This window comes from Dyadobacter fanqingshengii, from assembly GCF_023822005.2.
Classification (GTDB): Bacteria; Bacteroidota; Bacteroidia; order Cytophagales; family Spirosomataceae; genus Dyadobacter; species Dyadobacter fanqingshengii.
Window position 1 is genome coordinate 6,149,602 of the sequence record NZ_CP098806.1, and the last position, 25,510, is coordinate 6,175,111.

The 25,510-nt window shown below is 45.2% G+C and carries 19 protein-coding genes; 15 read left to right on the forward strand and 4 right to left on the reverse strand.

Going from position 1 to position 25,510, the window contains the following annotated elements; translation table 11 throughout:
* The first annotated feature begins 12 nt into the window (after window positions 1-12).
* Genes NFI81_RS25815 through NFI81_RS25835 form a run of 5 tightly spaced genes read left to right on the forward strand, consistent with a single transcriptional unit; the run spans window position 13 to window position 10,393 of the window.
* Window positions 13-2,409: a GAF domain-containing protein gene (locus NFI81_RS25815; protein WP_234615536.1), complete on the forward strand. Its 2,397-nt coding sequence runs from the start codon at window positions 13-15 to the stop codon at window positions 2,407-2,409.
* A 36-nt stretch (window positions 2,410-2,445) separates the two neighbouring features.
* A complete protein-coding gene (locus tag NFI81_RS25820; protein ID WP_234615535.1) occupies window positions 2,446-3,696 on the forward strand; it encodes a Pycsar system effector family protein in 1,251 nt (416 codons plus the stop codon).
* A 6-nt stretch (window positions 3,697-3,702) separates the two neighbouring features.
* Window positions 3,703-5,736: a polyphosphate kinase 1 gene (ppk1, locus tag NFI81_RS25825; protein WP_234615534.1), complete on the forward strand. Its 2,034-nt coding sequence runs from the start codon at window positions 3,703-3,705 to the stop codon at window positions 5,734-5,736.
* Window positions 5,737-5,744: 8 nt separating this feature from the next.
* On the forward strand, window positions 5,745-6,605 hold the full coding sequence (locus NFI81_RS25830; protein ID WP_234615533.1) for an SdiA-regulated domain-containing protein: 861 nt from the start codon (window positions 5,745-5,747) through the stop codon (window positions 6,603-6,605).
* A complete protein-coding gene (locus tag NFI81_RS25835; protein ID WP_234615532.1) occupies window positions 6,602-10,393 on the forward strand; it encodes a metallophosphoesterase in 3,792 nt (1,263 codons plus the stop codon). Before NFI81_RS25830 ends, NFI81_RS25835 begins: the two co-directional genes overlap by 4 nt.
* 30 nt (window positions 10,394-10,423) lie before the next feature.
* Here NFI81_RS25835 and NFI81_RS25840 read toward each other — a convergent pair whose 3' ends face one another.
* Window positions 10,424-10,942: a DUF4142 domain-containing protein gene (locus NFI81_RS25840; RefSeq protein WP_234615531.1), complete on the reverse strand. Its 519-nt coding sequence runs from the start codon at window positions 10,940-10,942 to the stop codon at window positions 10,424-10,426.
* A gap of 185 nt (window positions 10,943-11,127) precedes the next feature.
* On the opposite strand from NFI81_RS25840, the gene NFI81_RS25845 reads away from it, so the two are divergent.
* From NFI81_RS25845 to NFI81_RS25870, 6 genes are all read left to right on the forward strand, one after another.
* Window positions 11,128-12,501, forward strand: a complete 1,374-nt coding sequence (locus tag NFI81_RS25845; RefSeq protein WP_234615530.1) for a PAS domain S-box protein — start codon at window positions 11,128-11,130, stop codon at window positions 12,499-12,501.
* Window positions 12,494-12,916 (forward strand): response regulator, encoded by a 423-nt coding sequence (locus NFI81_RS25850; RefSeq protein ID WP_234615529.1) that lies wholly within the window; start codon window positions 12,494-12,496, stop codon window positions 12,914-12,916. Before NFI81_RS25845 ends, NFI81_RS25850 begins: the two co-directional genes overlap by 8 nt.
* A 12-nt stretch (window positions 12,917-12,928) precedes the next feature.
* Entirely contained in the window at window positions 12,929-14,698 is a 1,770-nt protein-coding gene (locus NFI81_RS25855) for an ATP-binding protein (protein WP_234615528.1), read from the forward strand.
* 120 nt (window positions 14,699-14,818) lie between these two features.
* The gene (locus NFI81_RS25860) at window positions 14,819-16,468 is read left to right on the forward strand and encodes an ArnT family glycosyltransferase (protein ID WP_234615527.1); all 1,650 of its coding nucleotides are present in this window, start codon (window positions 14,819-14,821) and stop codon (window positions 16,466-16,468) included.
* An 89-nt stretch (window positions 16,469-16,557) separates the two neighbouring features.
* Window positions 16,558-17,130: a hypothetical protein gene (locus NFI81_RS25865; protein ID WP_234615526.1), complete on the forward strand. Its 573-nt coding sequence runs from the start codon at window positions 16,558-16,560 to the stop codon at window positions 17,128-17,130.
* Between the two features lie 129 nt (window positions 17,131-17,259).
* A complete protein-coding gene (locus tag NFI81_RS25870) occupies window positions 17,260-18,306 on the forward strand; it encodes an aldo/keto reductase (RefSeq protein WP_234615525.1) in 1,047 nt (348 codons plus the stop codon).
* 35 nt (window positions 18,307-18,341) lie between these two features.
* Here the strand turns inward: NFI81_RS25870 and NFI81_RS25875 are convergent, their stop codons facing one another.
* The gene (locus NFI81_RS25875) at window positions 18,342-18,995 is read right to left on the reverse strand and encodes a response regulator transcription factor (RefSeq protein WP_234615524.1); all 654 of its coding nucleotides are present in this window, start codon (window positions 18,993-18,995) and stop codon (window positions 18,342-18,344) included.
* Between the two features lie 626 nt (window positions 18,996-19,621).
* On the opposite strand from NFI81_RS25875, the gene NFI81_RS25880 reads away from it, so the two are divergent.
* The 3 genes from NFI81_RS25880 to NFI81_RS25890 all read left to right on the forward strand — a co-directional run bounded on the left by NFI81_RS25880 (window position 19,622) and on the right by NFI81_RS25890 (window position 22,727).
* Entirely contained in the window at window positions 19,622-21,622 is a 2,001-nt protein-coding gene (locus NFI81_RS25880) for a T9SS type A sorting domain-containing protein (RefSeq protein ID WP_234615523.1), read from the forward strand.
* Window positions 21,623-21,793: 171 nt separating this feature from the next.
* On the forward strand, window positions 21,794-22,294 hold the full coding sequence (locus NFI81_RS25885; RefSeq protein WP_234615522.1) for a hypothetical protein: 501 nt from the start codon (window positions 21,794-21,796) through the stop codon (window positions 22,292-22,294).
* Window positions 22,295-22,358: 64 nt separating this feature from the next.
* Entirely contained in the window at window positions 22,359-22,727 is a 369-nt protein-coding gene (locus NFI81_RS25890; protein WP_234615521.1) for a hypothetical protein, read from the forward strand.
* A 617-nt stretch (window positions 22,728-23,344) separates the two neighbouring features.
* Here the strand turns inward: NFI81_RS25890 and NFI81_RS25895 are convergent.
* The gene (locus tag NFI81_RS25895) at window positions 23,345-23,893 is read right to left on the reverse strand and encodes a YfbU family protein (RefSeq protein ID WP_234615519.1); all 549 of its coding nucleotides are present in this window, start codon (window positions 23,891-23,893) and stop codon (window positions 23,345-23,347) included.
* 141 nt (window positions 23,894-24,034) lie between these two features.
* Here NFI81_RS25895 and NFI81_RS25900 point away from each other — a divergent pair, with 141 nt between their 5' ends.
* Window positions 24,035-24,217, forward strand: a complete 183-nt coding sequence (locus NFI81_RS25900) for a hypothetical protein (RefSeq protein WP_234615518.1) — start codon at window positions 24,035-24,037, stop codon at window positions 24,215-24,217.
* Here the strand turns inward: NFI81_RS25900 and NFI81_RS25905 are convergent.
* A complete protein-coding gene (locus NFI81_RS25905) occupies window positions 24,211-25,482 on the reverse strand; it encodes a replication-associated recombination protein A (protein WP_234615517.1) in 1,272 nt (423 codons plus the stop codon). The two genes, NFI81_RS25900 and NFI81_RS25905, sit on opposite strands and share 7 nt — an antisense overlap.
* Window positions 25,483-25,510 lie beyond the last annotated feature (28 nt).

The following is a 25,510-nucleotide window of genomic DNA, read 5'->3' on the forward strand; positions in this document are numbered from 1 at the left end:
AAAAATATAATAATGGAACCGACTATTATTGATGTAATCCAAGATGCACCATACGGTCTCCAGAAAATTGATTCTTCCATTTCATTCAGGAATTTTATAAACTTCCTGGAAGAGAAAGCAGGGCAGGAACAAACAGTCAAAAAAACATTCTTCTCTATGGTGCTGGACCGGCTTCGGTCTAATCCGGCGTTTTCCGCAGACATTGACATTAATGATATCGCGGATTTCAGAGAAGAGTTAAGTTTGGTTTATGGCATGCTTATGCCACCCGTTACAAACGAAGATGAGGTTTTTTGGGCACTCAGCACACCGATTAGTCCCGTCGTATTTTACGGAACGTCAGGCTTTTACAAGCTCATGACAGACAATTCGGGCTGTGTCCGGTGCGAGATTGCGGATAAGACCGTGATCAATGTGAAGCAGAAAATGAAAAAGCTTTACTCGTTTATTCTGGAACGGCTTTACCATTTTCCGCCCCTGCACGAGAATGATCTCATTATCGCGCTGAACGACGACAAGACTGGCCTCAAACGATTTTACAGGGCAAATCTAGACACCCGTTTTGCCGACGTATATGCCAAGGGAAGTCTTCCCGAACTGGATCTTGAGGAGATCCGGAAAGAGTTGCAGGAATCCAATGAAATCACCGTCCTGAGCCGACTCTTACCTTTGTCGATGTTCAGGTTTGAGGGTTTTTCTGTCATTACATTCACGGATGTTACGGCAGAGCACGCGGTGGATAACATTAAAAGCGCAATACTCGATCGGGCGTCCTACGACGCCAACACGTATTTCAGCAATGTTACAGATGCTTTGAAAATGCTGGCCTGTAACTCGGACATTGATTTTGGCTTGTTGCCCGTGTTGCGTGTGAACAATAAGCTGGTTTTTGACCGGAGCACCGTGCTTTTCAGCAAGCTCATGAGTGCTGCGCTTGCCGACGAAAGGGCAGAAGACATGTATCTGTCCATGGCCAACCAATACTTTCAGGCGCCTAAGGTGCTGTTTATGAGAAACCTGGCGATGGAAGATGAAAGTAAGCAAGACTTCATCCGCATACTGAGAAACGATGGCGTGGAGTCTTACGCTTTATTGCCGGTTTACTATGATAGCAAAGCCATTGGTGTGCTGGAAGTGTATTCCAAGTCGCAAAAGGCGATTGACGAGCGTGTGCTTGCGCGGTTGGATGCTGCACTTCCCTTCATCGGGCAAATGATGAAATATTACATTGACGAGTTTAATGTGGAGATCGATAATGTGATCCGGGAAAAGTTTACATCCTTACAGCCTGCGGTGCAGTGGAGATTTCGCGAAACCGCCTGGCATTACCTGCGCGATAAGTCACTGAAAATGCCTTCGCCAACCATTGAAAATATCCAGTTTCGGAATGTTTACCCACTTTACGGCGCCATTGATATCCGGAATTCCACATTGGAAAGAAATGCTGCGCTGAGAGACGACTTGCACTTACAATTTGACTTATTGATTGAAACCTTTACAATATTAAAGCAGAAACTGGGGTTTGGGCTGGCCGATGAAATGATCTATAAGTGCAAAAAATGGATCGATGAAATTGACAATGATTCCACTGACAGCGACGAAATGCGTGTGCGCGATTTTCTGGAATATGAAGCGCACCCGTTCCTTGTTCATTTCAAAGAAGCAAGAACATTTCAGGCAGTTGCGGGTGCCTCCGATGATGAAAATGAGGAATTGGTTGATGTTATTGACAAATATTTTGAAATAACAGATGAACACACCGGAGCCGCTTATTCGAACAGACGGGCGCTGGAAGCCTCCATGCAAAAGGTCAATTCGTCTGTAAACCTTTATCTGGACCTGTTCAGAAAAGAAATCCAGCAGTCCTACCCATGTTATTTTGAAAAATTCAGGACGGATGGGATTGAGTATGACATTTACATCGGGCAGTCCATTGAGCCCGAGAAAAAGTTTAGTGAATTATATCTCAAGAACATCCGCCTCTGGCAGCTAACTTCTATGGCAGCCATTGCCAAAATCACAAATTCGCTGATCTATCAGATGGACAAACCGCTGCAAACCACGCAGTTGATTTTTATCCATTCCAGCAGCATTGACATTAGTTTCCGCGATGATGAACGCCGGTTTGATGTGGAAGGCGCCTATAACATTCGCTATCAGGTTATCAAGAAGCGCATCGATAAAGTCCATATTAAAGGGACCGGAGAGCGCCTTACGCAGCCCGGAAAAATAGCGCTGGTTTATTTTAATAGTAAATCTGCTGAAGAATATGTAGGTTATATCCGGTATTTGCAGGAAAAGAAGACTTTAAATGATGACCTGGAATTCCTTGATCTCGAAGAGTTGCAGGGCGTTACCGGATTAAAGGCGCTCAGGATCGGGGTTAACCTCCAATCCGAGTGGTCCTGATTACAATGTTAATGCGCTATTCAAAATTGAATTTCTATGAATTACAACCATCGGCTCGATAAGGTAAGGCATCATGTCCATCATTTTTTTGGTACAAAAGAGCTGGCGCAACTTAGTTACCATAATCTGGTGCATACCGAAGCTGTTGTTTCCAATGCGGTTAAAATCGCCAATCACTACCGGTTAGAAGACAAAGAAACCTTCATTGCAGTAACCGCAGCCTGGTTCCACGACACTGGTTACAGCACGGGAGAAGCGGCGGGTCATGAACAAAGAGGGGCAGCGCTTGCCGCCGATTTCCTGCGTTCCGAGGAAATTGAAGAGAGCGTTATTGCCGAGGTAGAAGGTTGCATTTTAGCGACCATTTGGCCTCAAAATCCGCAGAACTTTTTGCAGCAGGTTGTCTGTGATGCAGATCTTTTCCATTTTGGGACGCCTGAGTTTTCAGACTGGAACAAGCTTGTGCGAAAGGAAGCCGAGCAGCGTTCCGGAAAGAAAATGGATAAGGCGCAATGGCGTAAAAGCACCATAGCATTGCTGGAATCACACACTTTCCAAACGGATTATTGCCGCGACCTGCTGGATAAGCAAAAGCGAAAGAACATTGAAAAGCTGAAAGAAAAAGAGCTTGAAAATTCCGGCATACCCGAGGAGACGCTCAGTATCGCAGAAAATCCTGTCGTTGAATCAGGAACGCAGCCTTTTATACCGGCAACGGCGCCCGAAATCATGGACATCAAAAAAATAAAGAATGACCGTCCGGACAAAGGCATTGAAACCATGTTCCGGATCAGTTCAAATAACCACCAGCGATTGAGCGATATGGCTGATAATAAGGCGCATATCATGATCACGACAACGTCCATTATCATTTCGGTCCTGCTTAGCATCCTCATCCGCAAGCTGGAAGACAACACCTATCTGATTGTACCAACCATGCTTTTGCTCACGGTTTGTATGGTCACAATGGTTTTCTCCATCCTTTCCACGCGCCCTACGATCCCGCACGGCACGTTTACGCAGGAGGACATTGATACCAAGGATGTGAATTTGCTTTTCTTCGGGAATTTCTACCGCATGTCATACACTGACTATTCCAATGGCATGCAGCGTATGATGAACGACCGCGAATTTTTGTATGGAAGTTTAACCAAAGACGTCTATTCCCAGGGTGTTGTATTGGGAAGAAAATACAGGTTACTGCGCATTGCCTACAACGTGTTTATGTTCGGTATAGTCGTGTCCGTCATTGCCTTTGTCACTGCTTCGGCTATTTTTGAACACTGATCAGTTATGGAAAAGTACCGCTATTTCAACCGTGATATCAGCTGGCTTTCCTTCAATGGCCGTGTTTTACAGGAGGCAGCCGATGAATCCGTGCCGCTGATGGAGCGCATCCGTTTCCTCTCCATTTATTCTTCCAATCTGGACGAGTTTTATCGTGTTCGGATGCCCTATCTGCAAAAGAAGGAAATCATAGATAAAAATGAGAATGCATTCAGCAAAGCAGGGTTAATAATCGACCGGCAGCAGGATGAATTCGGAGGGATATTGCGCGACTCCATCATTCCTTCCCTGACAAAGCTTGGGGTGCATTTCTGTTACAAAAATGGCATTCCCGAAGATATTTCAGGCATTGCAAATAACTACTTTTTTGCGCAGGTCGCAGGGTTTTTGCAGCCTGTTTTTCTGGAAAAAAACACTTCCTTTTTTCCAGAAAACAACCAGCTTTATCTCGCTGTGATCTTAAAGTTCCCGCCGGATGACGAGCAGGTAGCCCTTGTCAATGTGCCTGCCGGTAACCTGAGCCGCTTTTTGAAAGTAACGATCGAAGGGCAGGATTACATTATTTTTTTGGAGGATATCATTAAGCGGAACCTCAAAAGCCTTTTCCCGGAAGCCATCAGCATTGAATCCTTCAACATCAAGGTGACGCGCGATGCGGAGCTCGATATCATGGACGAAGATGGCGACGATATTGCGGAAAAATTTGAAAAACAACTCAGTAAGCGTGATTTTGGCTTCGCTACGCGCCTGTTGTACGAGCCGGGCTTGTCATTGCGCCATTTGCAGAAACTGATCTCTTTTTTTGATCTGAAAACGGCCTCAGTAGTTCAGGGAGGCCGATATCATAACCTCAAAGACCTGGCTTCACTGCCTGTAAGCCCGCCAGCGGAAACCTATCCCAAATGGCCAGCCGTACAAGGCATGGAAGGGGTGAACGAAAGCAGTTCGCTGTTCGACGCGATCCTGGATCGCGACCTGATGGTGCATGCGCCTTATCAGAGTTACGACACCATTCTGCGGTTTTTCAATGAGGCAGCAATCAATCCGCAGGTTGAAGAAATCTATACGACCATGTATCGCGTAGCGCATGATTCCAAGATCGCTTTTGCGCTGATTAGTGCAGCGAAAAATGGTAAGAAGGTGACCGTTCTGGTGGAGCTTAAAGCAAGGTTTGATGAAGCCAATAACATTCGCTGGGCGAAGAAAATGAAGTCAGCTGGTGTAAAAATTGTGCATAGCGTGAATGCGCTTAAAGTGCACGCGAAGCTCGCATTGGTAAAAAGAAAAAACCCGACTTGTCCCTATCTCGGCCTGCTTGCCACGGGAAATCTCAATGAGGGAACCGCGCGTTTTTACACCGATCACATATTGCTTACGGCGCATCAACCTATGTTAACCGAAGCAGAAACGCTTTTCCGGTTTTTGAGTAAAAAGAAGAAGCCCGACAGCTCGGATATCATTGCATTTCAGCATTTGCTGGTGGCGCAATTCAATTTGCAGGCCAAATTTTTACAGCTGATCGACCGGGAGATCGCGAATGTGAAAAATGGCCTGGCTGCCGGGATTACGATTAAATTAAATAACCTCGAAGAAGAAGTTCTGGTCAACAAACTGTACGAAGCGTCCAATGCAGGCATTACCATCCGGCTGATCGTTCGCAGCGTCTGCCGTATTGTGCCCGGCGTGAAGGGGCAAAGCGAGAACATTACGGTGAAGCGGATCGTCGACCGTTACCTGGAACACGGCCGCGTATTTATTTTTCACAACAACGGGCAGCCCGAAGTTTACATGGGCTCAGCCGACTGGATGAACCGGAACATCTATCGCCGCATTGAAGTATGCTTCCCCATTTACAGCGAAACACTGAAAACGAAAATGATGGAGATCATTGAGCTGCAATGGCAGGATACAGAGCAGGCGGTGATGATCGACAGCGAACTGAACAATGTTACCCTGAAAGGAACAGGGAATGGAATCCGGTCGCAGGAAGCGATTTATACGTTATTGTCAGTCGACGTTCCGGAATTAAAAGTGATTTAAACAAAGATATGACTACATTTTTACAACAGCTGGGCATGCTTGCGATGTTGGGTTTTTCGCTCGGCGGATGCGACTCTACCAAGAAAGAGCAGGTCATTTACAAAGATTACAATCTGGATGAACCGGACAAATTCAATATGCCGGAAAGTCTTTTCGAGATCTCAGGCATCGCCTTGAAACAAGGCAACCCGGACACCCTTTACGCTATCCAGGATGAAGACGGGCGGGTGTATCGCCTCGGCTGGGACCATCCCAAGCAGTTGAATGCTAAATTTTCCAAAAAGGGCGATTACGAGGATGTTACTATACTAAAAAGCAGTGTCTTTATCCTCAAAAGCAATGGGGTCATGTTTAGTTTCCCTTTGTCCGAAGCCGTATATGAGGAAGTAGAGCAGATCAGGGAATACAAGAAAATTCTGCCCAAAGGCGAGTATGAGGGCATGTTTGGAGACGAAGCCTCAGGCAAGATCTACGTGCTATGCAAAAACTGTGAGCAGGATAATTCCAAAAGCAGCGTTACCGGCTACATTTTCGAGCCGGACAAAGATTCGACGCAGGCGACGGGAACATTTGCTATTAATGTGGATCAGATTAAGGCCATTACAGGCAAAGTAGAGCGTGGTTTCAGGCCGTCGGGGCTGGCGAAAAATCCGTTAACCAACGATTGGTATATCATTTCGGCTGTGAATAAGATGATGATTGTTACGGATAGCGAATGGAAGGTGAAGGAAGCCTATACGCTGAATGGAAACACATTTATCCAGCCTGAGGGCATCACATTCGACAAGCAGGGAAACCTTTACATTTCCAACGAGGGGGACGACCTGTTTTCAGGTAATATCTTAAAATTCAAAAAGATGGGCCGATGAGGAACGCGTTGCGGGTTTTCACTTTTTCGGTTTTGCTGACTGGGGCTTTTTCCTGTGCCAGCTATAAAACGCAGTTTTCCAAAGATGCGACAGCGTGGGAGCGTGACGCGCCCGCGCCCGATCTGGTTTTGAAACACACCATGTATCTGATTGGGGATGCAGGAAACGACTCGCCGGAAAGCCGGGCGCCGGTTTTGGAATATCTCAAAACAAAACTTGAAACAGAGTCCAAAAACAGCTCTGCATTATTTTTGGGAGATAACATTTATGAGCATGGTATGCCCCCTTCGGAGGATTCTGCTGATCGCAAGGTTGCTGAATTCAGGATCATTTCTCAGCTCGAAACATTGGATAAATTCAAAGGAACACCCATTTTTCTTCCGGGAAACCACGATTGGCGGGGCTGGGGTGTGAAGGGTTTGAAGCGTCAGGAAAAATTTGTTGATAAGTACATCAATGAGCAGCGCGGTGTTAAGGATAAGGAAGATTATGAGAATTACTTCCTGCCGCTGGACGGCTGCTCGGGCCCGGAGGTGATAGAACTGAATGATAATGTGGTTGTTATTGTGGTGGATTCCCAATGGTGGCTGACGGATTGGGATAAGGATTCTAAGATCAACGATGGCTGCGAGATCAAAAACAGGGAGCAATTTCGCTTTGTTTTTGAAAATGTGGTCCGTAAATACCGCAGCAAAAATGTGGTTTTTGCTATGCATCACCCGCCTTACACATACGGCCCGCACGGGGGACGATTTACCATTAAGCAGCACATTTTCCCGCTCACCGAGCTCAACCCCGATCTATGGATTCCTTTGCCCGTACTAGGCAGCATTAGCGCATTGTTCCGCGCAACTATTGGTTCCAGGCAGGACGTTGCCAACAAGCATTACAAAGATTTGCGCACGGCTGTTATGGCAGGCGCGAAAAAGAACGGCAAATTCATTTTTGCGAGCGGGCATGAGCATGCATTACAATCCATTGAAAATGAAGGGCAGGAGTTCATTGTCAGTGGAAGCGGCAGCAAAAACAGTCCGGTTAGCCTGGGTAAAGGTTCGCAGTTTGCTTCATCCAGGCTCGGTTACTCTACGATCAACTTTTATGAAGGAGGGGAAGCGTGGACAAATTTTTGGGAAGTAAGCCCGGACGGAAAAGATGCAAAACTGGTTTTTCGCAAAAAAATTAAGGATAAGCAAACCATTGAATTGCCCGATTCCACAATCGCATTCACAGAATATAACCAGCACAAGGATTCCACAAGCCGGTTTGTGACAAGCCGCGAAGTAAAACCAGTTGGCGGGTTTCATAAATTCGTACTAGGGGAACATAACAGGGACCTTTATACATATAAATACCCGTTCCCGGTTTTGGATCTTGCCCAATATAAAGGGGGTGTCACACCCGTGAAGCAAGGCGGGGGAAATCAGACCAACTCATTACGCTTGCGCGACGGCGAGGGGAAAGAATACGCTTTACGCGGCCTCACCAAAGACGTGAGCCGGTTTTTGCCATTTCCATTCAACCAAATGATCGCTGCAAAATATTTGGTGGAAGATAACTTCTTGTCGACCAACCCTTTTGCGCCGCTTTCCATGCCCATATTGGCGGATGCAGTAAAGGTTTATCATACCAATCCAAAGCTCTATTATGTTCCTGCCCAGCCCGGTCTGGCTACTTACAATGCGCTTTTTGGCGGAACAATGAATTTGCTGGAAGAACGGCCTGACGGAAAAAGATGGAAAGAGGCAGCGTTTTTCGGGAATCCTGATAAAATTGTAAGTACGCCGGAACTGGTTGAGAGCATGCTGGAAAATGGCAAAAATAAAGTAGACGAGGAATGGGCGGTCCGCACACGGCTTTTCGATTTCGTAATTGGCGACTGGGACCGGCATGATGATCAATGGGCCTGGTCTTCGTTGAAGCAAAAAGACGGCACGATATTGTATCGCCCCATTCCCAGAGACCGTGATCAGGCATTTTCCATGTATGATGGCTTGCTAACCGGTGTGGCACGCCTCACATTGCCGTTCCTTCGGCAGCTGCAAAGTTTCAGTCCCGAGATCCAAAGCATGAAATGGACGACTTGGAGCGCCCGTCTTTTTGACAGAACATTTCTTACGCAGCTGACCTGGGCGCAATGGGAAGAGCAAGCGAAATTTATCCAAAATAACCTGACCGACGAGGTCATTAACAGCGCCTTTGCCGTCTGGCCCGATGAAGCCAGAAAAATATCGTCGCCCGCTTTGATCCAAAACATGAAGAGCAGACGCGATAACCTGCTTCGAATGGCCAGAACGCATTACGAATTTGTAAGTGAGAATGTGAATGTCATCGGCACGGAAGAAGAGGAGCGTATCGTGGTAGAAAGGCTGGATGATAAACGGACGAAAGTTTCTGTCTATGAAACGGGCAAGGACCGCCATATCAAACATTTGAATTACGAACGCATTTTCGACGCGGATGTGACCAGGGCGATTAATGTGTATGGCAATGGTGATGATGACGAGTTCATCGTCAAAGGAGATGTTAGAAAAGGCATTAAAGTGCGGTTGATAGGCGGATTAGGAACCGACGCGTTTGCAGACAGCACGCATTCAGGCGCAGGGAAAAAGAAAACCTTCATCTACGACGATCTGCGGAACAACACCTTCGTTTCCGGCCCGGATACGAAGGACAAGCGCACGAACCTTTACCGATACAATGTGTATGACAGGCGAAGCGCCGACAGTAATTATGACATTGCCATTCCGGCGCCGATTTTGGGCGTTAATCCCGATGACGGCTTGCTGCTGGGCGCAAGCGCGACCTGGATGCGTTACGGATTTAAAAAAGAGCCATATGCTTCGCTACATGCATTTGGTGGGAGCTATGCATTTGCTACAAAAGGATTTAAGGTAAATTACACAGGCGATTTTATCAATGCTTTCAAGAAATTCGACTTCTATCTCGACACTTACTATCACGGCCCAACTTACGCTTTTAACTATGCCGGATTAGGCAATGACACCGAAAGGCCGGTCGACGATCCGGACTATTATCGGGTGAGACAAAGTTTTTTCCACGTTTACCCCGCGTTGAAAAAGCGCTTTGCCGGAACGGCTGGCTTTATCACGCTCGGCCCGTTCTTCGAACTATCGGACATTCAGCCGACGAGCGGACGATTTATTACAAGTCCGGAGAATGAACTATCCAATGATATTTTTCATACCAAAATGTTTGCCGGCGGAAAGTTTTTGTTTGATTTCAACAGCGTGGATAACATTTTCGCGCCGCATACCGGAATTCGTTTCAATGCTGGTTTCAACTGGACGACTAATCTGGATAATAACAACAACTTTGGCTCACTCAGGGCTAAATTTGCTTACTATACCAGCCTGGATGCTGGTGAAAACATCATTCTCGCTACTCAGATCGGCGCCGGGCTCATTTTTGGGGATGGTTATGAATTTTTCCAGATGCCAACATTGGGGGGCAAGCAGGGGTTACGCGGATATCGCACAGAGCGTTTTTATGGGAATAGCAGTATTTGGCATGATACGGATCTGCGGATCAGGCTCGGAAGCAGTTATAACCCAACATTACCGCTTACTTACGGGGTGTTTGGCAGCTTCGATCACGGCCGGGTTTGGCTGGAAGAGGATGACGAGTCGAAGGCCTGGCATTATAGTTACGGAGGCGGCGTCTGGTTTGCGCCCGTCGACATTCTCACATTCGCAATAGGCGCATTTATTCCAAAAGAAAAGAAAGAAGAAAAGCCTAGAATAGCGTTTCAGATCGGTTTCTGGTTCTGATATACTTCTATCTTTAACGTTAGCCCAATTTTACTGAATCGAATCTTTCATCGATTTCGCCGTTTCGAGGTGTGCCCGTAACTTGGTTAAATTGTCCGAGGCAAATGTTTTCAGCGTAACATTGCGGCCGGTTGTGGCCTGGATCTCATACAAATTTATACTTCCTTCGTGTGTGCTGACCATCATTTTGATATAAGTCGTATCAAATGCCATCCCAGAAAGCCCGGACAATGTATCCAGCTTTTGCTGCTTTGCATTGGATAGTGTAGTCGGGAGGTCCAGATTGACCTCTTTGGCAAGCTGCATCAATTCCTGATTGATAACTGTATGATCGTCGAGCAATTGTCCGCCAAAATCGGTGATAACACTTGTGGTCCCCTTGGACGACGCCACCTGACCCGCATTTACTTCAAATAAACCATCGTCAAAAGCGGCAAGCATAAATTGCTTATCCATTTCCGCAGGCACGTCGCTGCTTGTGGTCTCATCGTCGCACGCAACTGCTGAAAGTATCAGTGCTGCGAAAAAATATACTTTAATGTTCTTCATGACTAGTATTCATTTTGAATTTCCTGGTGACTTAACAGAGGCGGGTAATAATTGTGCCAAGGCGCGTTAATTTTCCAGCTTCCCGTATTTCAGTGAAACAATTAGTAATATTAATTCTACAATTCTAGAAAAATAATTTTAGATTGCTGGTTTTATCGGGATTATCGGATTACTCTACCATTTTGATGATTAATTATACGCAGGGAGGAATTGAAAGAAATGGTTCTATTTCGTCAGAAGTAATGTATCGGGACCTGTTCCTGCTCAATCCCCAGCCAATGTGGGTGTATGACGTGGAAACTTTTGAAATACTGAACGTGAATGAGGCGGCGGTCAGGCATTATGGTTACAGCAGGGAAGAATTTCTTCATCTCACCATTAAAGACTTGCGTCCGGCTGCCGATATTCCAATTCTGGTGTCGGCCGTAAAAAAGGTCAGAAAATATGATAAACTTTACTCCACAGGCGTTTACAGGCACCAGAAGAAAAACGGGACGATCATTGATGTTAACATTCAAAGCAACATTATTTATATCGACGGCCGTAAGGCTGAGCTTGTTCTTGCCACCGACATTACTGAAAAATGCAAAGCCGACGAGAAGTTCAAAGCGATTTTTGAACACACGCGCGATGCCATTATAATCTGTGATGATGATGGTAATTGCCTGGATTATAATGTAGCGTTGGTGGACATGTTTGGCTATTCCAGGACAGAGCTGGACCAAATCAACCTTTTCACATTACTGAAAGTCAGGGATGGAGAGAATTCGCACGATCTCTGGAAAAGATTCCTGAAAGGAGAAATCCGGAGTGGCAAGATGCACCTTATTCACAAGGACGGGAGCCTGATCATCGGCAGCTTCAATGCCAAGCCCAACATCCTGCCGGGTATGCATCTCTGCGTCGTTACGGATATCACCGAAAAAGTTTTGAAATCCAAAGCTTTGATCGTGAGTAACGAGCGTTATAAACTCATTCTCAATGCAGCCAATGAAGCCATTTACGATTGGGATATCGAGCGGGATAAAGTTGAGTGGGGGACAGGGTTCAAGGATATTTTTGGATACGATCTTGCCGTTTACAATAATCATATCTGGTCGGATAATATTTACCATGAGGACAAGGAACGGGTGGTCAGAGAGATTACGGAAGCGCTTGATGACGAAAGCCGGGAAATGCTGGTTACCGAATGCCGCTATGTAAAATGTGATGAAAGGGTGGCGTTGGTGGAGCACAGGATCATTTTTTTACGTAATGTGAATGGAAAGGCTATCCGCGCAGTTGGTTCCGTCCGGGATATCACCGATTACAAGCAGAATTTACACAGGATTCAGCTCCAAAACGAGCAATTGAAGGAGATAGCGTGGATTCAGTCGCATGTAGTGAGGGCACCTCTGACCCGGATGATGGGGTTGGTGGAACTTCTCAGAATGGGGGAATATGGGGATTTGGGGAAAGAAGAAATACTCAATCTTGTGCAACAGTCCGCAACCGAATTAGACAATGTGATAAAGGAGATAGTGAATAAAGCAGATAAAGTCCAGAGCGAAGATGATTAGTGATCTTAAAATCCTGTTGGTAGATGATGACAAGATCATGCTGTTCCTGCATGAGATGTTTTTAAAAAAAAGCGGTATCTTACACGATACGGTCTTGTGCTACAATGGATTGGATGCGCTTCAATATCTGGATAATTACGCGTCGGAAGAAACCCATTTCCTGGTTTTACTGGATATAAACATGCCCGTTATGAACGGGTGGGAGTTTTTGAATACAATTGCCGACAGGCCCTATGTAAACCGTGTGCATGTAGTGATGGTAAGCTCGGCAACAGAAGAATCCGAAAAGAAAAAAGCGCTTAATTACAGCCAGGTGATCGATTACCAACAAAAACCGCTCAACGTTGAAAGCTGCGGAAAGATAGTCCATAGTGAAATGTTGAAGGGCTTTTTCGAAGATTTTACCGCAGAATAAATTTTTTAAACATTGAAAAATATAGCTTATGCCAAGTCTTTCGAAAGGCTTTGGCAGTCAGAAGCGGAGGCGGAGAATAAATTATACAACAAGCTCTTCTGTATCGCTTTCCTACTCTGTAACCCAGCAGCCTCTATTGGTTTTTACCTGGCCAATGACCCGTTTTATTTAACATTACTTTACACACATTGCATTTCAAGCAGTCTGATCGCAGTGCTTTTGCTATTGCATTACAAAAAAGTGATCACGGGCCAGCAAATGAGTTTTATCACGCAGATCATGCTGATCTGCTTTTATACTTACCTCCTTGCACAACCACACAGGTCCTACGCGCAGTCGTGTCTTAACCTTACATTGGGTATCATTTTTACGGGGCTGATTTTGCGCTGGCCAGTCCGGTACGCGCTCGCGTCGTCGTTGCTAAGCATCATACTTTACCCCGCCGCGATTTATTTTCTTGGGGAGCCGTCAGCATTAAAGATGTTCTTTGCAGAAGGCGGCGTTTTCTTGTTACTCGCGCAATTCCTGTTTCCTTTTGTGATGAAGGTCAGTGTTGGAAAAGACAAGCGGGAGTTCTATTACCGGTATAATTTGCAAGAGCAGAATGTTGAGCTTGAAAAGCAAAAGACGATTGCGGAAAATGCTACGAAGGCGAAGTCGGATTTCCTTTCCATGATGAGCCATGAAATACGCACGCCGCTGAACGGGATCGTGGGAATTGTGCATATCATGATGGACGAAGACCAAAATTCAAAAAACAGGAACGAGCTTTTAACAACATTGAAATTCTCTTCCGATCATTTGATGGCCGTTGTGAATGATGTGCTGGATTTCAGTAAGATCAATGCCGATCATATCCAGCTCGACGAGTTTGCTTTTGACCCCGGTTTGCTTTTCGAAAACCTCCGGAAAACATTTGTTCCCAGAACCGACGAAAAAAAGATTGATCTCATCTTTGACATTGATAGCAGGCTGCCGTCGCACATTATCTCGGACAGCGTCCGGCTGAACCAGGTTATAACGAACCTGATTCACAACGCGATTAAGTTTACCGAAACCGGATATGTGAAATTTGTGGTCAGGGAAATTACCCGGGATGATAAAACGGTTCGTTTACACTTCTCCGTGGAAGACACGGGCATAGGGATTCCGGTTGAGGAGCAGCCTACCATTTTTGAAAGCTTTACGCAGGTGCGGCAAGAGGACAGCGAGAATAAAGGGACGGGCCTGGGACTGGCTATTTCCAAAGAATTGCTTCTGCTGTTCAAAAGTGACATTTTTCTTGAAAGCGAGCCTGGGAAAGGATCTGTTTTTTCATTTGAGATACAATTCCCCTATCTGGAAGAAGAAGTGACCGTAAAGCCGGTTCCTCTCAAAAAGATCATGACGGCAATAGCCTTTCCGCAGGCAAAAGTGCTTGTTGCCGACGATAATAAAATTAATGTAACGCTGGCGACCATGCTGCTGAAAAGAAAGAACATTCTTTTTGAAGTTGCGCAGAATGGGAAAGAAGCCTACGAGCTTTTTCTGCAAGGAGGCTTTAACCTCATCCTGATGGATCTGAGGATGCCGGTCATGGACGGTTTTGAAAGCACCGCGCTGATCAGGAAGATCGACCAGGACATTCCGATCATCGCATTGACAGCATCTGCATTTGGGGACGAAAAGGATCGTGTCCATGCCAGCGGGTTCACGGGTTACCTTACCAAACCGTTTATTCCCGAAGATTTCTACGCTTATATTTTCCCTTTCCTGGGCGTTCAGACAGCCAAAGTTTCCTAGAATGGCGTTCCGGGCAAGTGATATGTCTGGAAATGCCGGTTACAAATGATGCAGTCGTTTTGTATGTTTGCAACTTTCCCCCGAAAGCGCCGGAAGTTTCTGGTATGAAAAACTACACTTATGCGTGATGTTGAGCCCGTACTGCAACGTTATTTTCCCTGGTTACTGACAATCGGCATTGCACTGAATGTTCCCGGCTTGTGGCTCGAAATCATCGAACCCGACGGTGCCCTTTACGCCACCATTGCCAAGCACATTGTACAGCACCGCGATTGGATCAACTTGTGGGGCGACGGCCACGACTGGCTCGATAAGCCGCATTTCCCCTTCTGGATGGCTGCGATCAGTTACAAAATTTTTGGAATAAACAGTTTTGCTTATAAGTTTCCCGCTTTTCTTTTCTGGCTCCTGGGGCTCTATTATACTTTTTTAACGGCGCGGGATCTTTTCAATGTTACTGTGGCCCGGATTTCAGTGTTGATCTCAGCGGTTGCTTTGCACAGCACACTGGCGAATTTTGATGTCCGTGCGGAACCTTATCTGACCACCTGTATTATTGCCGCCGTATGGCATATGTTAGGTGTTTATCAAAAAAAAGGGGGGGGCCATATCGTTGCCGCTGCACTTTTCGCAGCTTGTGCGATCATGACCAAAGGGATTTTCGTGTTGCTTACCATTGGCGGCGGCTGGGTTCTTTTCTGGATTTTTACCTCACAATGGCAACAATTTATCAATTACCGTTGGTGGGTAATGCTCATCCTTAGCTTCATATTCATTACGCCTGAATTATACAGTCTTTACGCACAATTTGATCTGCATCCTGAGAAAATCGTTTTTGGGAAAACCGGCGTTTCCGGCTTGAAATTCTTTTTCTGGGACAGTCAGTTCGGTCGCTTTTTCAACACCGGACCGATCAAGGGAAGCGGGAATGCTACTTTTTTTATGCACACCACATTATGGGCCTTTCTTCCCTGGTCGATCGGTTTGGTAAGCGGGATTGTCTATTTGATCCGCTTTGATACAAACAGGGCGCCTGTGCGCTGGGCTATTTACGGCAGCACATTGCTGACATTCATATTGTTCTCGTTGTCGCGGTTTCAGCTCCCGCACTACATTGTGATCCTGTTTCCCTATTTCTCGATCATTACCGCCTATTTTTTATACCAAAAATCGAAGCATGTCAAATTGCACATTCTCGCAAGGGTTCAGCAGGTTTTGGTTTTCATCATTGCTATTGCAGTGATCGCCCTACTGTATTTTACGGGGCTAAAAAACGAATGGCTGGCAACTGGGCTAACATGTCTGATCGTGGCGGTCGTAAACATTATCCGCTTTCAGAACGCATTACAACGGATTTTATATCATGGATATGCCATGGCGGCCATTATTTACATCTTCTTATTCCTGTTCTTCTATCCATTCCTGCTTCAATATCAATCTGGCCGAAGCGCAGCCAGAACCATTTGGGCAAATGATCCCAAACCTCCGGTTGCGGCCTATAAATCGTTTTCCTATTCTCTTGAATTTTACGCGCCCGGCGACGTGAAAATTACGCATACCAGCCAGGAACTGGGTGCGTTTATGGCGCAGAAGCCCTGCTACATTTATACATCCCCGGAACTCGCAGACAGCCTTATCAAAGCCGGCGTGAATGCCGATGTGCTCGATAAACCGGCCTATTTTCGCATTACAAAATTGAAGTCCAAATTCTTAAATAAAAACACCAGAAATACGATGATTGAGAAGCGCAGCTTACTATACGTCAGGTAAATTAACCCGATTTTCAATCATTGCAAACGACGCTGGAACAATTATTGATAAGCTGCATGAAAATGAATTTCATCAACAAAATCAATAATATGAAAAAGCTAAAAATGAGCGTAGCCTTACTAATGCTGACATTATGCGGCACGGTCTACGCGCAAACAACGAATCAAAATTCGAAGCCGGCAAGTACGACAACGAAGGACACAACGCAGGCACAGGGAAACAGCGCGGGGGGGACATCCGCATGGCCGCAGTCAACGGGAACAGCGGGAGCAACCCGGCCGACGCCAGCCATGGATACAACTGGAAAAAACAGCAAATCGCAGGGAGCAGGAACCAGTGAAAATACGGGTCAACAGCAAACTACAAGTCCGACCGTAAATGGGACACAACCTCAGGGAAACAGCGCGGGAGGCACATCGGCGTGGCCGCAAGCTACGGGAACTGCCGCAGCCACAACGCCTGACTCAACAAAACAAACATCGTCCCAGAGCGCTACTCAATCCACGGTGAACCAGTCGTCTGAGACGAGTTCAAGCACAGGAACCGGCAGCACTTTAAATAAGGCAAATGGGGATGAGCAGATGAATGATAAAGCGAGCAAAAAAGAAAGAAAACGTAAAAACCGGGACAAGGAAGACAAAGGAACTAACATTCCGGAATAAGAGCTTTGGCAAATAAATGCAAAGATGGCGTTCAAATCAGGACGCCATCTTTTTTATGTATGCTGTTTTCTCTAAAATTTTGGTCTTATCTTAACAAATATTCAAACCAAACAAACTGACCTTTCGGATATGGAGTACAGACAATTGGGCGCATCCGGCTTGAAAGTTCCGGTGCTGAGCTTCGGAACAGGCACATTTGGTGGTGGCGGCGACTTCTTCAAAGCCTGGGGAAATACGCAAACAGATGAGGCCGCGCGGCTCGTCCATCTGTGTATGGATGCAGGAATAACATTTTTTGATACAGCCAACGTTTATTCCCAGGGTTTGTCGGAGGAGATCCTAGGAAAAGCGATCATCGGATTACGCGACAAAATTGTCCTTTCCACCAAAGCCACATTCAAGATGGGTTCTGGGCCAAACGATTACGGCTCTTCCCGGTTCCACCTTGTAAGATCCTGCGAAGACAGCCTCCGCCGACTCAAAACAGATTACATTGATATTTATCACATGCACGGATTTGACGGGAATACGCCTGTTGAAGAAACACTTAGCGCATTGAATGACCTGATCACAGCCGGTAAGGTGCGTTACATTGCATGTTCCAATTTTTCGGGATGGCATCTGATGAAATCACTTTCGGTTTCGGAAAAGTACGGCTGGTCTAAATACATTGCCCACCAGGCCCACTACTCGCTTATCAGTCGCGAATTTGAGTGGGAACTAATGCCGCTGGGTGTTGATCAGAACATTGGGACAATTGTTTGGAGTCCGCTTTCGGCTGGCAGGCTCGGCGGAAAATACAGGAGAAACCAACCGATCCCGCCGGATGGCCGCATTGCGCAGGGCGGGGGAGAAGGGCCCGAGATCCCGGAGGAATTCTTCTTCCATCTCATTGATGTGCTGGACGAACTGGCTGCTGAAACCGGCAAAACAGTGGCGCAGGTTGCACTCAACTGGCTGTTGCAAAGGCCTACGGTAAGCAATGTGGTAATCGGGGCCCGGAATGAAGAGCAACTCAAACAGAATCTGGGTGCCGTAGGCTGGAACCTGGACCTTGAACAGGTTAAGAAGCTTGACGCGGCAAGTGACAAATCGCCGATATATCCTTACTGGCACCAGCGCAAAAATACGGCGCTCAACCCATTGCCCGATTTTTATGGGAAGTTTAACCGCTAATCGCCGAATGTTCCGACAACCGAAAAAGCCGGCATTTAAGCCGTGTGCCGGCTTTTCATTTCAGGAATATACAGTCCATGTTGCATGGCGTAAACAATGAGGTCCGTTGTACGTTTCACTTTAAGCTTTTCCATCACGCTTCTGTGGTAATATTGCACCGTATGGGCGCTCAGTTTCAGGTCGTAAGCAATTTCCTTAATGGTGCGGCCACTGCAAACTTTTTGCAAAACCTCCTTTTCTCTGGGTGATAGATGCAGGACAACCTGTTCGTCTGTAAAAACACTATTGATCAGATTATCCCTGATTCCCTTTCCTATGTACTGTTTCCCGCCGATAACCAGTACAATGGCTTCTTTCAATTCTTCCAACGGAGCGGACTTCGGCAGAAAGCCATTCGCTCCCCTCCTGATTGCATGCTTGATCGTTTGTACGTCGGTCACAGTAGACAGGATAATGATCTTCATCTCTTTTGGCATGGCATTGCGGCATAGGTCCAGCAGTTCCAGTCCACTCATTCCATTGATGGCCCAGTCCATGATCAGGATGCCGGGCGGACAAATGGATTTATCGGCCAAAAATTCCTTTCCATCCGTGTAACTCGCGACGGTGTTTACTTCCGGCATGTGCTGCAAAACGCATCGCAAAGCGTCAGTTAAAAGTACGAGTTCATCCACTAAAGCCACATTCATAGAATTATTTTTAATGCTGCTCGAAACATATTTTGGTTTACCTTCTTATCTCTTTTAACCAATTTTATACCAGGTAAGAAGTCACTGCATGTTTATCAGGTGTAATGTCAAGCAAAAAGGTGTAGGTTATCCGCTATTTAAATATGCAAATCTGCTTGTGTTAACTCTAAAAGGCATTTTGGCAATTTTAGATTGGCAATTTAACAATAACTCGCATAATTATTTTGTGGATAAAATTAATTCTATACCCCCTATAATATGGGGGTAGTTTCATAGTAACATTATGCGGGGATTTTTTGGGTTATTTATAGATACATTTGCAAATAACTACTATTCGGACACATTGGTTGTGCATGTTTTGTAACCGGTTATTGCGCAGTTTCAATTTGTTATCCGTTAATATATCCATCAACTTAAAACCATTCAATGAACTAAATCTACATCCTCGAATTAGTGTTACAGTAGTCCTTTATGCCCTCTTCCAGTGGTTGTCTGGAAGTCTCCACGATACGATAAAAAAGTCCCGGATTCGTCTGCTCCAAAGCTGTCGCCCGCCATTACTATAAGCAAATCAACATCCTTTATTTCACAAAACGGTTCACTATAACTATCTAAATTTAAAGATCATGAAAATTTCTATCTATCAATTAGTCAGGGAGCTAGCCATGAAAAGTTCCCGTTTATCATTAGGCTTCATATTGGGTTTTGCTTTACTTGTCCAGAGCGTGTCTGCCCAGGAGTATGTAAGCAGTACGTCATTTACGGCAGAAGACGAGGGATCGGCTAATGCCACAGTTACAACCGAAAGTAATGCGGTTGGCATCCCTGATGGCGCAGCAGCCAGAATCCGGGTTGAAGGGTTGACAATCAGTGCTTTTCCTCTTCCCGATATTGCTATTGCAAGTAAGGGAACATTAAACATGTTTTTTACCAATAGTATAGCAGGGGGCGTTACAACATATGTTCGTATCAGCGATTTTGAATCCAGCATTATTGGCCTTGACATTGATCAGCTGGTAGGGCTACTGGGCTTGCTCAGTAACCAGGCTATTTCTGCAAGTTCGGATGGTGGGACAACAACTTTCAAACTGGTAAGGGATCCGGCCGGTGCATTATTCCTTGCAGTTACGCCGGCTGATCAGTACACCAGGGTGAATGTTGCACTGGATTTTGCAAAGATAGGAACCGTGGCAGTTGGAAATGCAACAATGGATATTGAACATGCGGTTGCCTATACAAATACTGTTTTTACTCCATGTGAATCGGTGCCCAGGTTTACCAACGCAGCCGCGGAAACGGACGGCGTAAGTGTAACGCTTACAAACGCATTAGTGAACCCGGAAAGGGCAATTGACGGCACCATGGCTACATTTTCAGTGTTAAAGGCTGCTGAGGTCAGTGCGGTTGCGGGAACATCCCAGATAATTCGCTTTACAAAAACTTTACCGGGCTCTACCGAAATCGTTGCTACGCTTTCTAAAATCGGTTTGCTGGCAGACGTAACACTATTATCTAACATCAGGATTCAGGCGAGACTTGGCAATACGAGGGTTGGTACAGTGAGGACGCTGCAAAGTCTGCTGCTGGGTTTAACATTGCTGGACTTTGATGGTTTGCAGCCTGCCACCGTGGCTTTTGCTCCGGGTGTAACTTTCGATGGAGTGGAAATCACCGTAGAAGGTGTAGCCAATGTGCTTAACAGTTTGAACATCCATGAAGTAAGCGCACGTTCACCTATCGTATTTACCGGTGGCGACTTGCAAGTGTATGATGCAAATGACAATATTAATGTAAATCTTACTTCTGCAACTGCCTTCCTGCTGGATCCTAATTTCCCGTCAAATCCGGGCCAGCCAGGTTTCAGCATTGCGTGCGGAACGTCAACGGATTATACTTACACGCTGAAAGATGTAACGCTGGTAAATGCAAGGACTACTGCCGGAACATTACCGAATACTTTGTCTTTGTCATTAGCGGGCGTCTTGACCGGAAATACAGAAGAGAGTCAGGTAGGCGTGTACTTTTTCGATGTGGAAGCGCGTAACGCCTTTGGACAAACTGCGGTGACGACTTTTAAAATCATCATTGAACCAACATTGCCGGTGACGCTGGTAAGCTTCAAAGCTGCATCCGAAGGCACGACGGCTTTGCTTTCCTGGTCAACTGCCTCGGAAACGAATAGTGATCGTTTTGACATTGAACGCAGCCAGAATGGTAAGAAATGGGATAAAATTGGAACTGTGAAATCAAACCGTGAAAGTGTTTCGCAACGTTTTTATTCTTTCCAGGATGCACAGCCGCTGGACGGGCAAAATCTGTACAGGTTGAAAATGGTTGATCTGGATGAGACATTCGCTTACAGCCATATTGAAAATCTCAAATTTGCCAGCACTGCATTCTTATATCCAAACCCGGTTCGCAATGCTGAAAATCTGAACCTGAATTTAACGGACTGGTCTAAAATCAAACAGGTAAAAGTGGTTAATGCGCTTGGTAAAACGGTTTTTGAAGCGTCGAATGCTTTAAGCACTGGCATCAGCACACGTAACCTGAGCTCCGGCTCATATGTTGTTCAGGTGATTCATATCAATGGTACGATATCTGCACACAGATTTGTGAGACAATAGTCCTGTTCAACACGATACACATACAAACCGCTGGCCAAAACCAGCGGTTTGTTTTTGTTTATAGCACTATCGCGTCAAAAAAAAACAACATGAATAAATTTGCAGCTAGGTATCGGTATATTTGCGTTTAACAGCATCACAAAACATCACAAGAACGATAACAATACATATATGGCAGGAAGAAGAGGCAAAAAAGCCAAGTTCAAGAAGTTCTTTATTCCTTTGTTAAAATGGGTCAGCGCCTTAGTTCCTGTTTGCGCATTCATTTACATCCTTTATTACTACAAACAATTCGATTTCCTTAAAGAGAAACCGGTTGTTCAATCCAAAACAGAAGTGATCAGCCAGGCCGACTCTCTCAATGCGGTCAGCTCCCAGAGCAAGGACAAACTGATTGGGAAAATTAAAATCCTTGAAAACGAGTGGCATTCTGTTGGCGGCATCGCCATTCACAGCATGGTTATCGAGAACAATTCACCGACAACTATTAAGAACATTGAGGTGGAATTTAAATATTTATCCGATACACAAGCCGTGATCACTTCTAAAATCGTCACCATTAAAACGCCGCTCCCTTCCAGAAAAGCCACCAAAGTTTCGGGAATCAGTGTTGGGTATGTAAATAACTCGGTTGTGGGTTGCGATACTAAAGTGGTGAACGCGGTTATCTGATTATGCCTCGGATAAGGCATGGTTTTAATCGATAGCAAGCAAACGGTTTTTCAATTATACAATCATGGCAGATCAGGAGTCGACAATGCAGAATCTTTACAAGATCCAGGATTTTCTGTTCCAATACGAAGGAATCGGAAAGAGGCCGGAATATGATGAAAATCAACAGGTCTATTTAAAGGTTCTGAAATTGCTGGCAGAAGAAAAAGGGTTGCATTTTATCAGCAAAGAATTAAGTGACCCGGAAATTACATTCGAAAGTACATTGAACAGGTGGAACCCGATCCTGACATTCCTTATCACGGACGCACTCTCGCAATTGGAGCCGGACAAGAAACACAAGCTTTTTTCAATGAAAATTACCGAGATGACTGGGTATGAGTTCCGCGAATATCTGGGTTATTTGAAAGACGAGAATGTGTTCAAGAGCTAATTTTAGCGGTTGATATTCCACACTTTTCAACACTTAACTGCCTGCCATTCTACAAGTTTGCTATAAAAACGGCATTAGGGATTACTTAACGCATGTAGTGCTTCTGGTACGATTGTTTTTCATTTTTAGTCAAAACACAGAAACCTGACTAACTATTGGAAATCATGACTCAGCTACTTCAAAGCATGTACGCAATTGGTCCATATCTTTTCATCCTTGTGCTTATGGGCGCAGCTCTTTGTGGGGTGTGGCTGATCACACAGTTAAAAAAATCACCGGATCACGATCGCTTCGGAGTCAACGATACAATGTTCTTGAAGCAAAATGCTACGAGGCTCAGAAAGATGGAATTGCACTAATACTCTGCTGCAACATTGATATCAATAAATTAACATCACACACACAATGCACAGCTATCTGTGCATTTTTTTTGTTTGAAGACCCTATATAAAAAAAACATCCCAAATACAATGTATTCGGGATGTCTGATTTTACTCAACGTTATTTGATAGGCAGTTTCCTGGCTATCAGTAACAAATTTAACGAATTCTTTATTTAAAACATTATTTTTTATCCAAGAAATAATATTTTTATAGGGAGACGAAGTAAATAATTTTTTACGCTTGCGTTTCCAGGACTGCATCTATGAAACGTTGTAAATCGGTCAGGGCGAAGTGAGTGTTCTTATTGTTTTCATGACTTGAATATACAGAAAGCATCTTGTTATACTTAATCATACAAGAACTGTTGTGAGCTTTCAGCTGCCGGCCTTTATACTCACCATGCTCATCCATTCTGTCAACGAGATAAGACATCATATAATAATGCATGCCGCTGTCCTGGTCGAAACCTTCGAAGTCAATTTTAGCAAGATCGAGCATTTCTTTTTCTTCGTTGGATAACCGCTTGATCGACTCGTTAATGTGTCCATACATTTTCATAATGTTGGAAATTTCGGTGTAAACGCTGATAGGCACTTCTTCGTACAGCGAATTGAAGACTTTGGGATAAAGACCGGTGTAGCCTTTTTCCAGAATTTCTATCCGTTTCTCATTGATTTCCCTTTCTTTTTCATCGCTGATTATCGATAGTATCTTGCATTGGTTGATGAGTAATTGGCGCTCGATCAAAGGAATACTCTCGGGAATCGTAGTGTTACTGGTCATCTTTTAAAGCTTTAAGGGGCATTTCGGTTAATTTTTGCTTATAAAGTTTAACAATGTTTCTGATATTTGATCTATCAAAAGCATCTTTGCGTAATTTATTAAATCAGTCTTTTTAATTCTTGCTTTCCGGACGCTCAACCCATGAAAAAGAACAAACCGATGTCTGATGACGCCAAGTCTGTCCAGAAAAAGGAGACCGATGAGAACCTTGCGAAGATGGCAAAAAAATTGTCAAAAGAGTGGAGCAAGCTGCCTAAAACGGATAATGCTCCCGATCTTTCATTTTCGAAATTTGAAGAAAAACTGAAAAACAAGGATCAGTAACCATACCAGTCTCCCCACCAATTTTGTAGTTTTTTACGGATTTCTTCCTCCCTGGCATTGAAGCCGGGATCAAAAAGTTTTTTCCCTTTCAGTTCATCCGGCATGAAGTTTTGCCGGGCAAAATTTCCTTCAAAATCATGCGAATACTTGTATTCTTTCCCATAGCCGATCTGCTTCATCAGCTTGGTGGGGGCGTTGCGTAAATGCAGGGGAACGGGCAGGTGGGCTGTGTTTTTGGCCAGCTCAATCGCATCGCCAATAGCCATATAACTTGCATTACTTTTGGGTGAGGTTGCCAGATAAATAGCCACTTGTGACAGGATAATGCGGCATTCGGGATAGCCAATGACGTTCACCGCCTGCATGCAGGCATTGGCCATGATCATAGCCGTGGGATTAGCATTCCCGATATCCTCCGAGGCCATAATGAGCATTCTGCGCGCAATAAACGAAGGATCTTCACCCGCCACGATCATGCGCGCCATCCAGTAAACCGCACCATTCGGATCACTCCCGCGAAGGGATTTGATAAAAGCGGAAATGATATCGTAATGTTGTTCACCGGATTTGTCGTAACGTGCAATGTTCTGCTGCGCGACTTCCGTAACCCATTCGTCTGTAATAACAATGTCTTTTTCCTGGCCCTTTCCTAAAATAATCAGTTCAAGCAGATTGAGCAATTTACGTCCGTCACCGCCGGAAAGGCGCATTAATGCGTCATAGGAAGTAAATGTGACGTTTTTCTCTTTCAGAAACTGATCCTTTGTGAGCGCTCGTTCGATCAGTTCTTTCAATTCTTTTTCACCAAAAGCTTCCAGAATGTAAATCTGACTTCTGGACAAAAGTGCCGAATTGATCTCGAAAGAGGGATTTTCAGTCGTAGCGCCGATCAATGTAACCTGACCTTTTTCCACTGCACCCAGCAATGCGTCCTGCTGGCTTTTATTATAGCGGTGAATCTCATCAATGAACAAAATGGCAGGAAACAACCCGGATGGCCTGGCCAAAACTTCCCGCAAATCCTTCACACCGGAACTGATGGCGCTGAGGTTATAAAATTGTCTTTTTGTGGTTTCGGCAATGAGTAATGCCAATGTGGTTTTGCCCACTCCCGGGGGTCCCCAGAAAATCATGGAAGGGATGGTATTTTGCAAAATAGCCCTGCGTAATGGGCCGTTGGGGCCTAAAAGCTTATCCTGGCCTACAAAATCATCCAGTGTTCTGGGCCGGAGGCGTTCAGCGAGTGGCGTGGTAATCAGCGACATTCAAATGGTATTATTTCAGTTTGTTAAT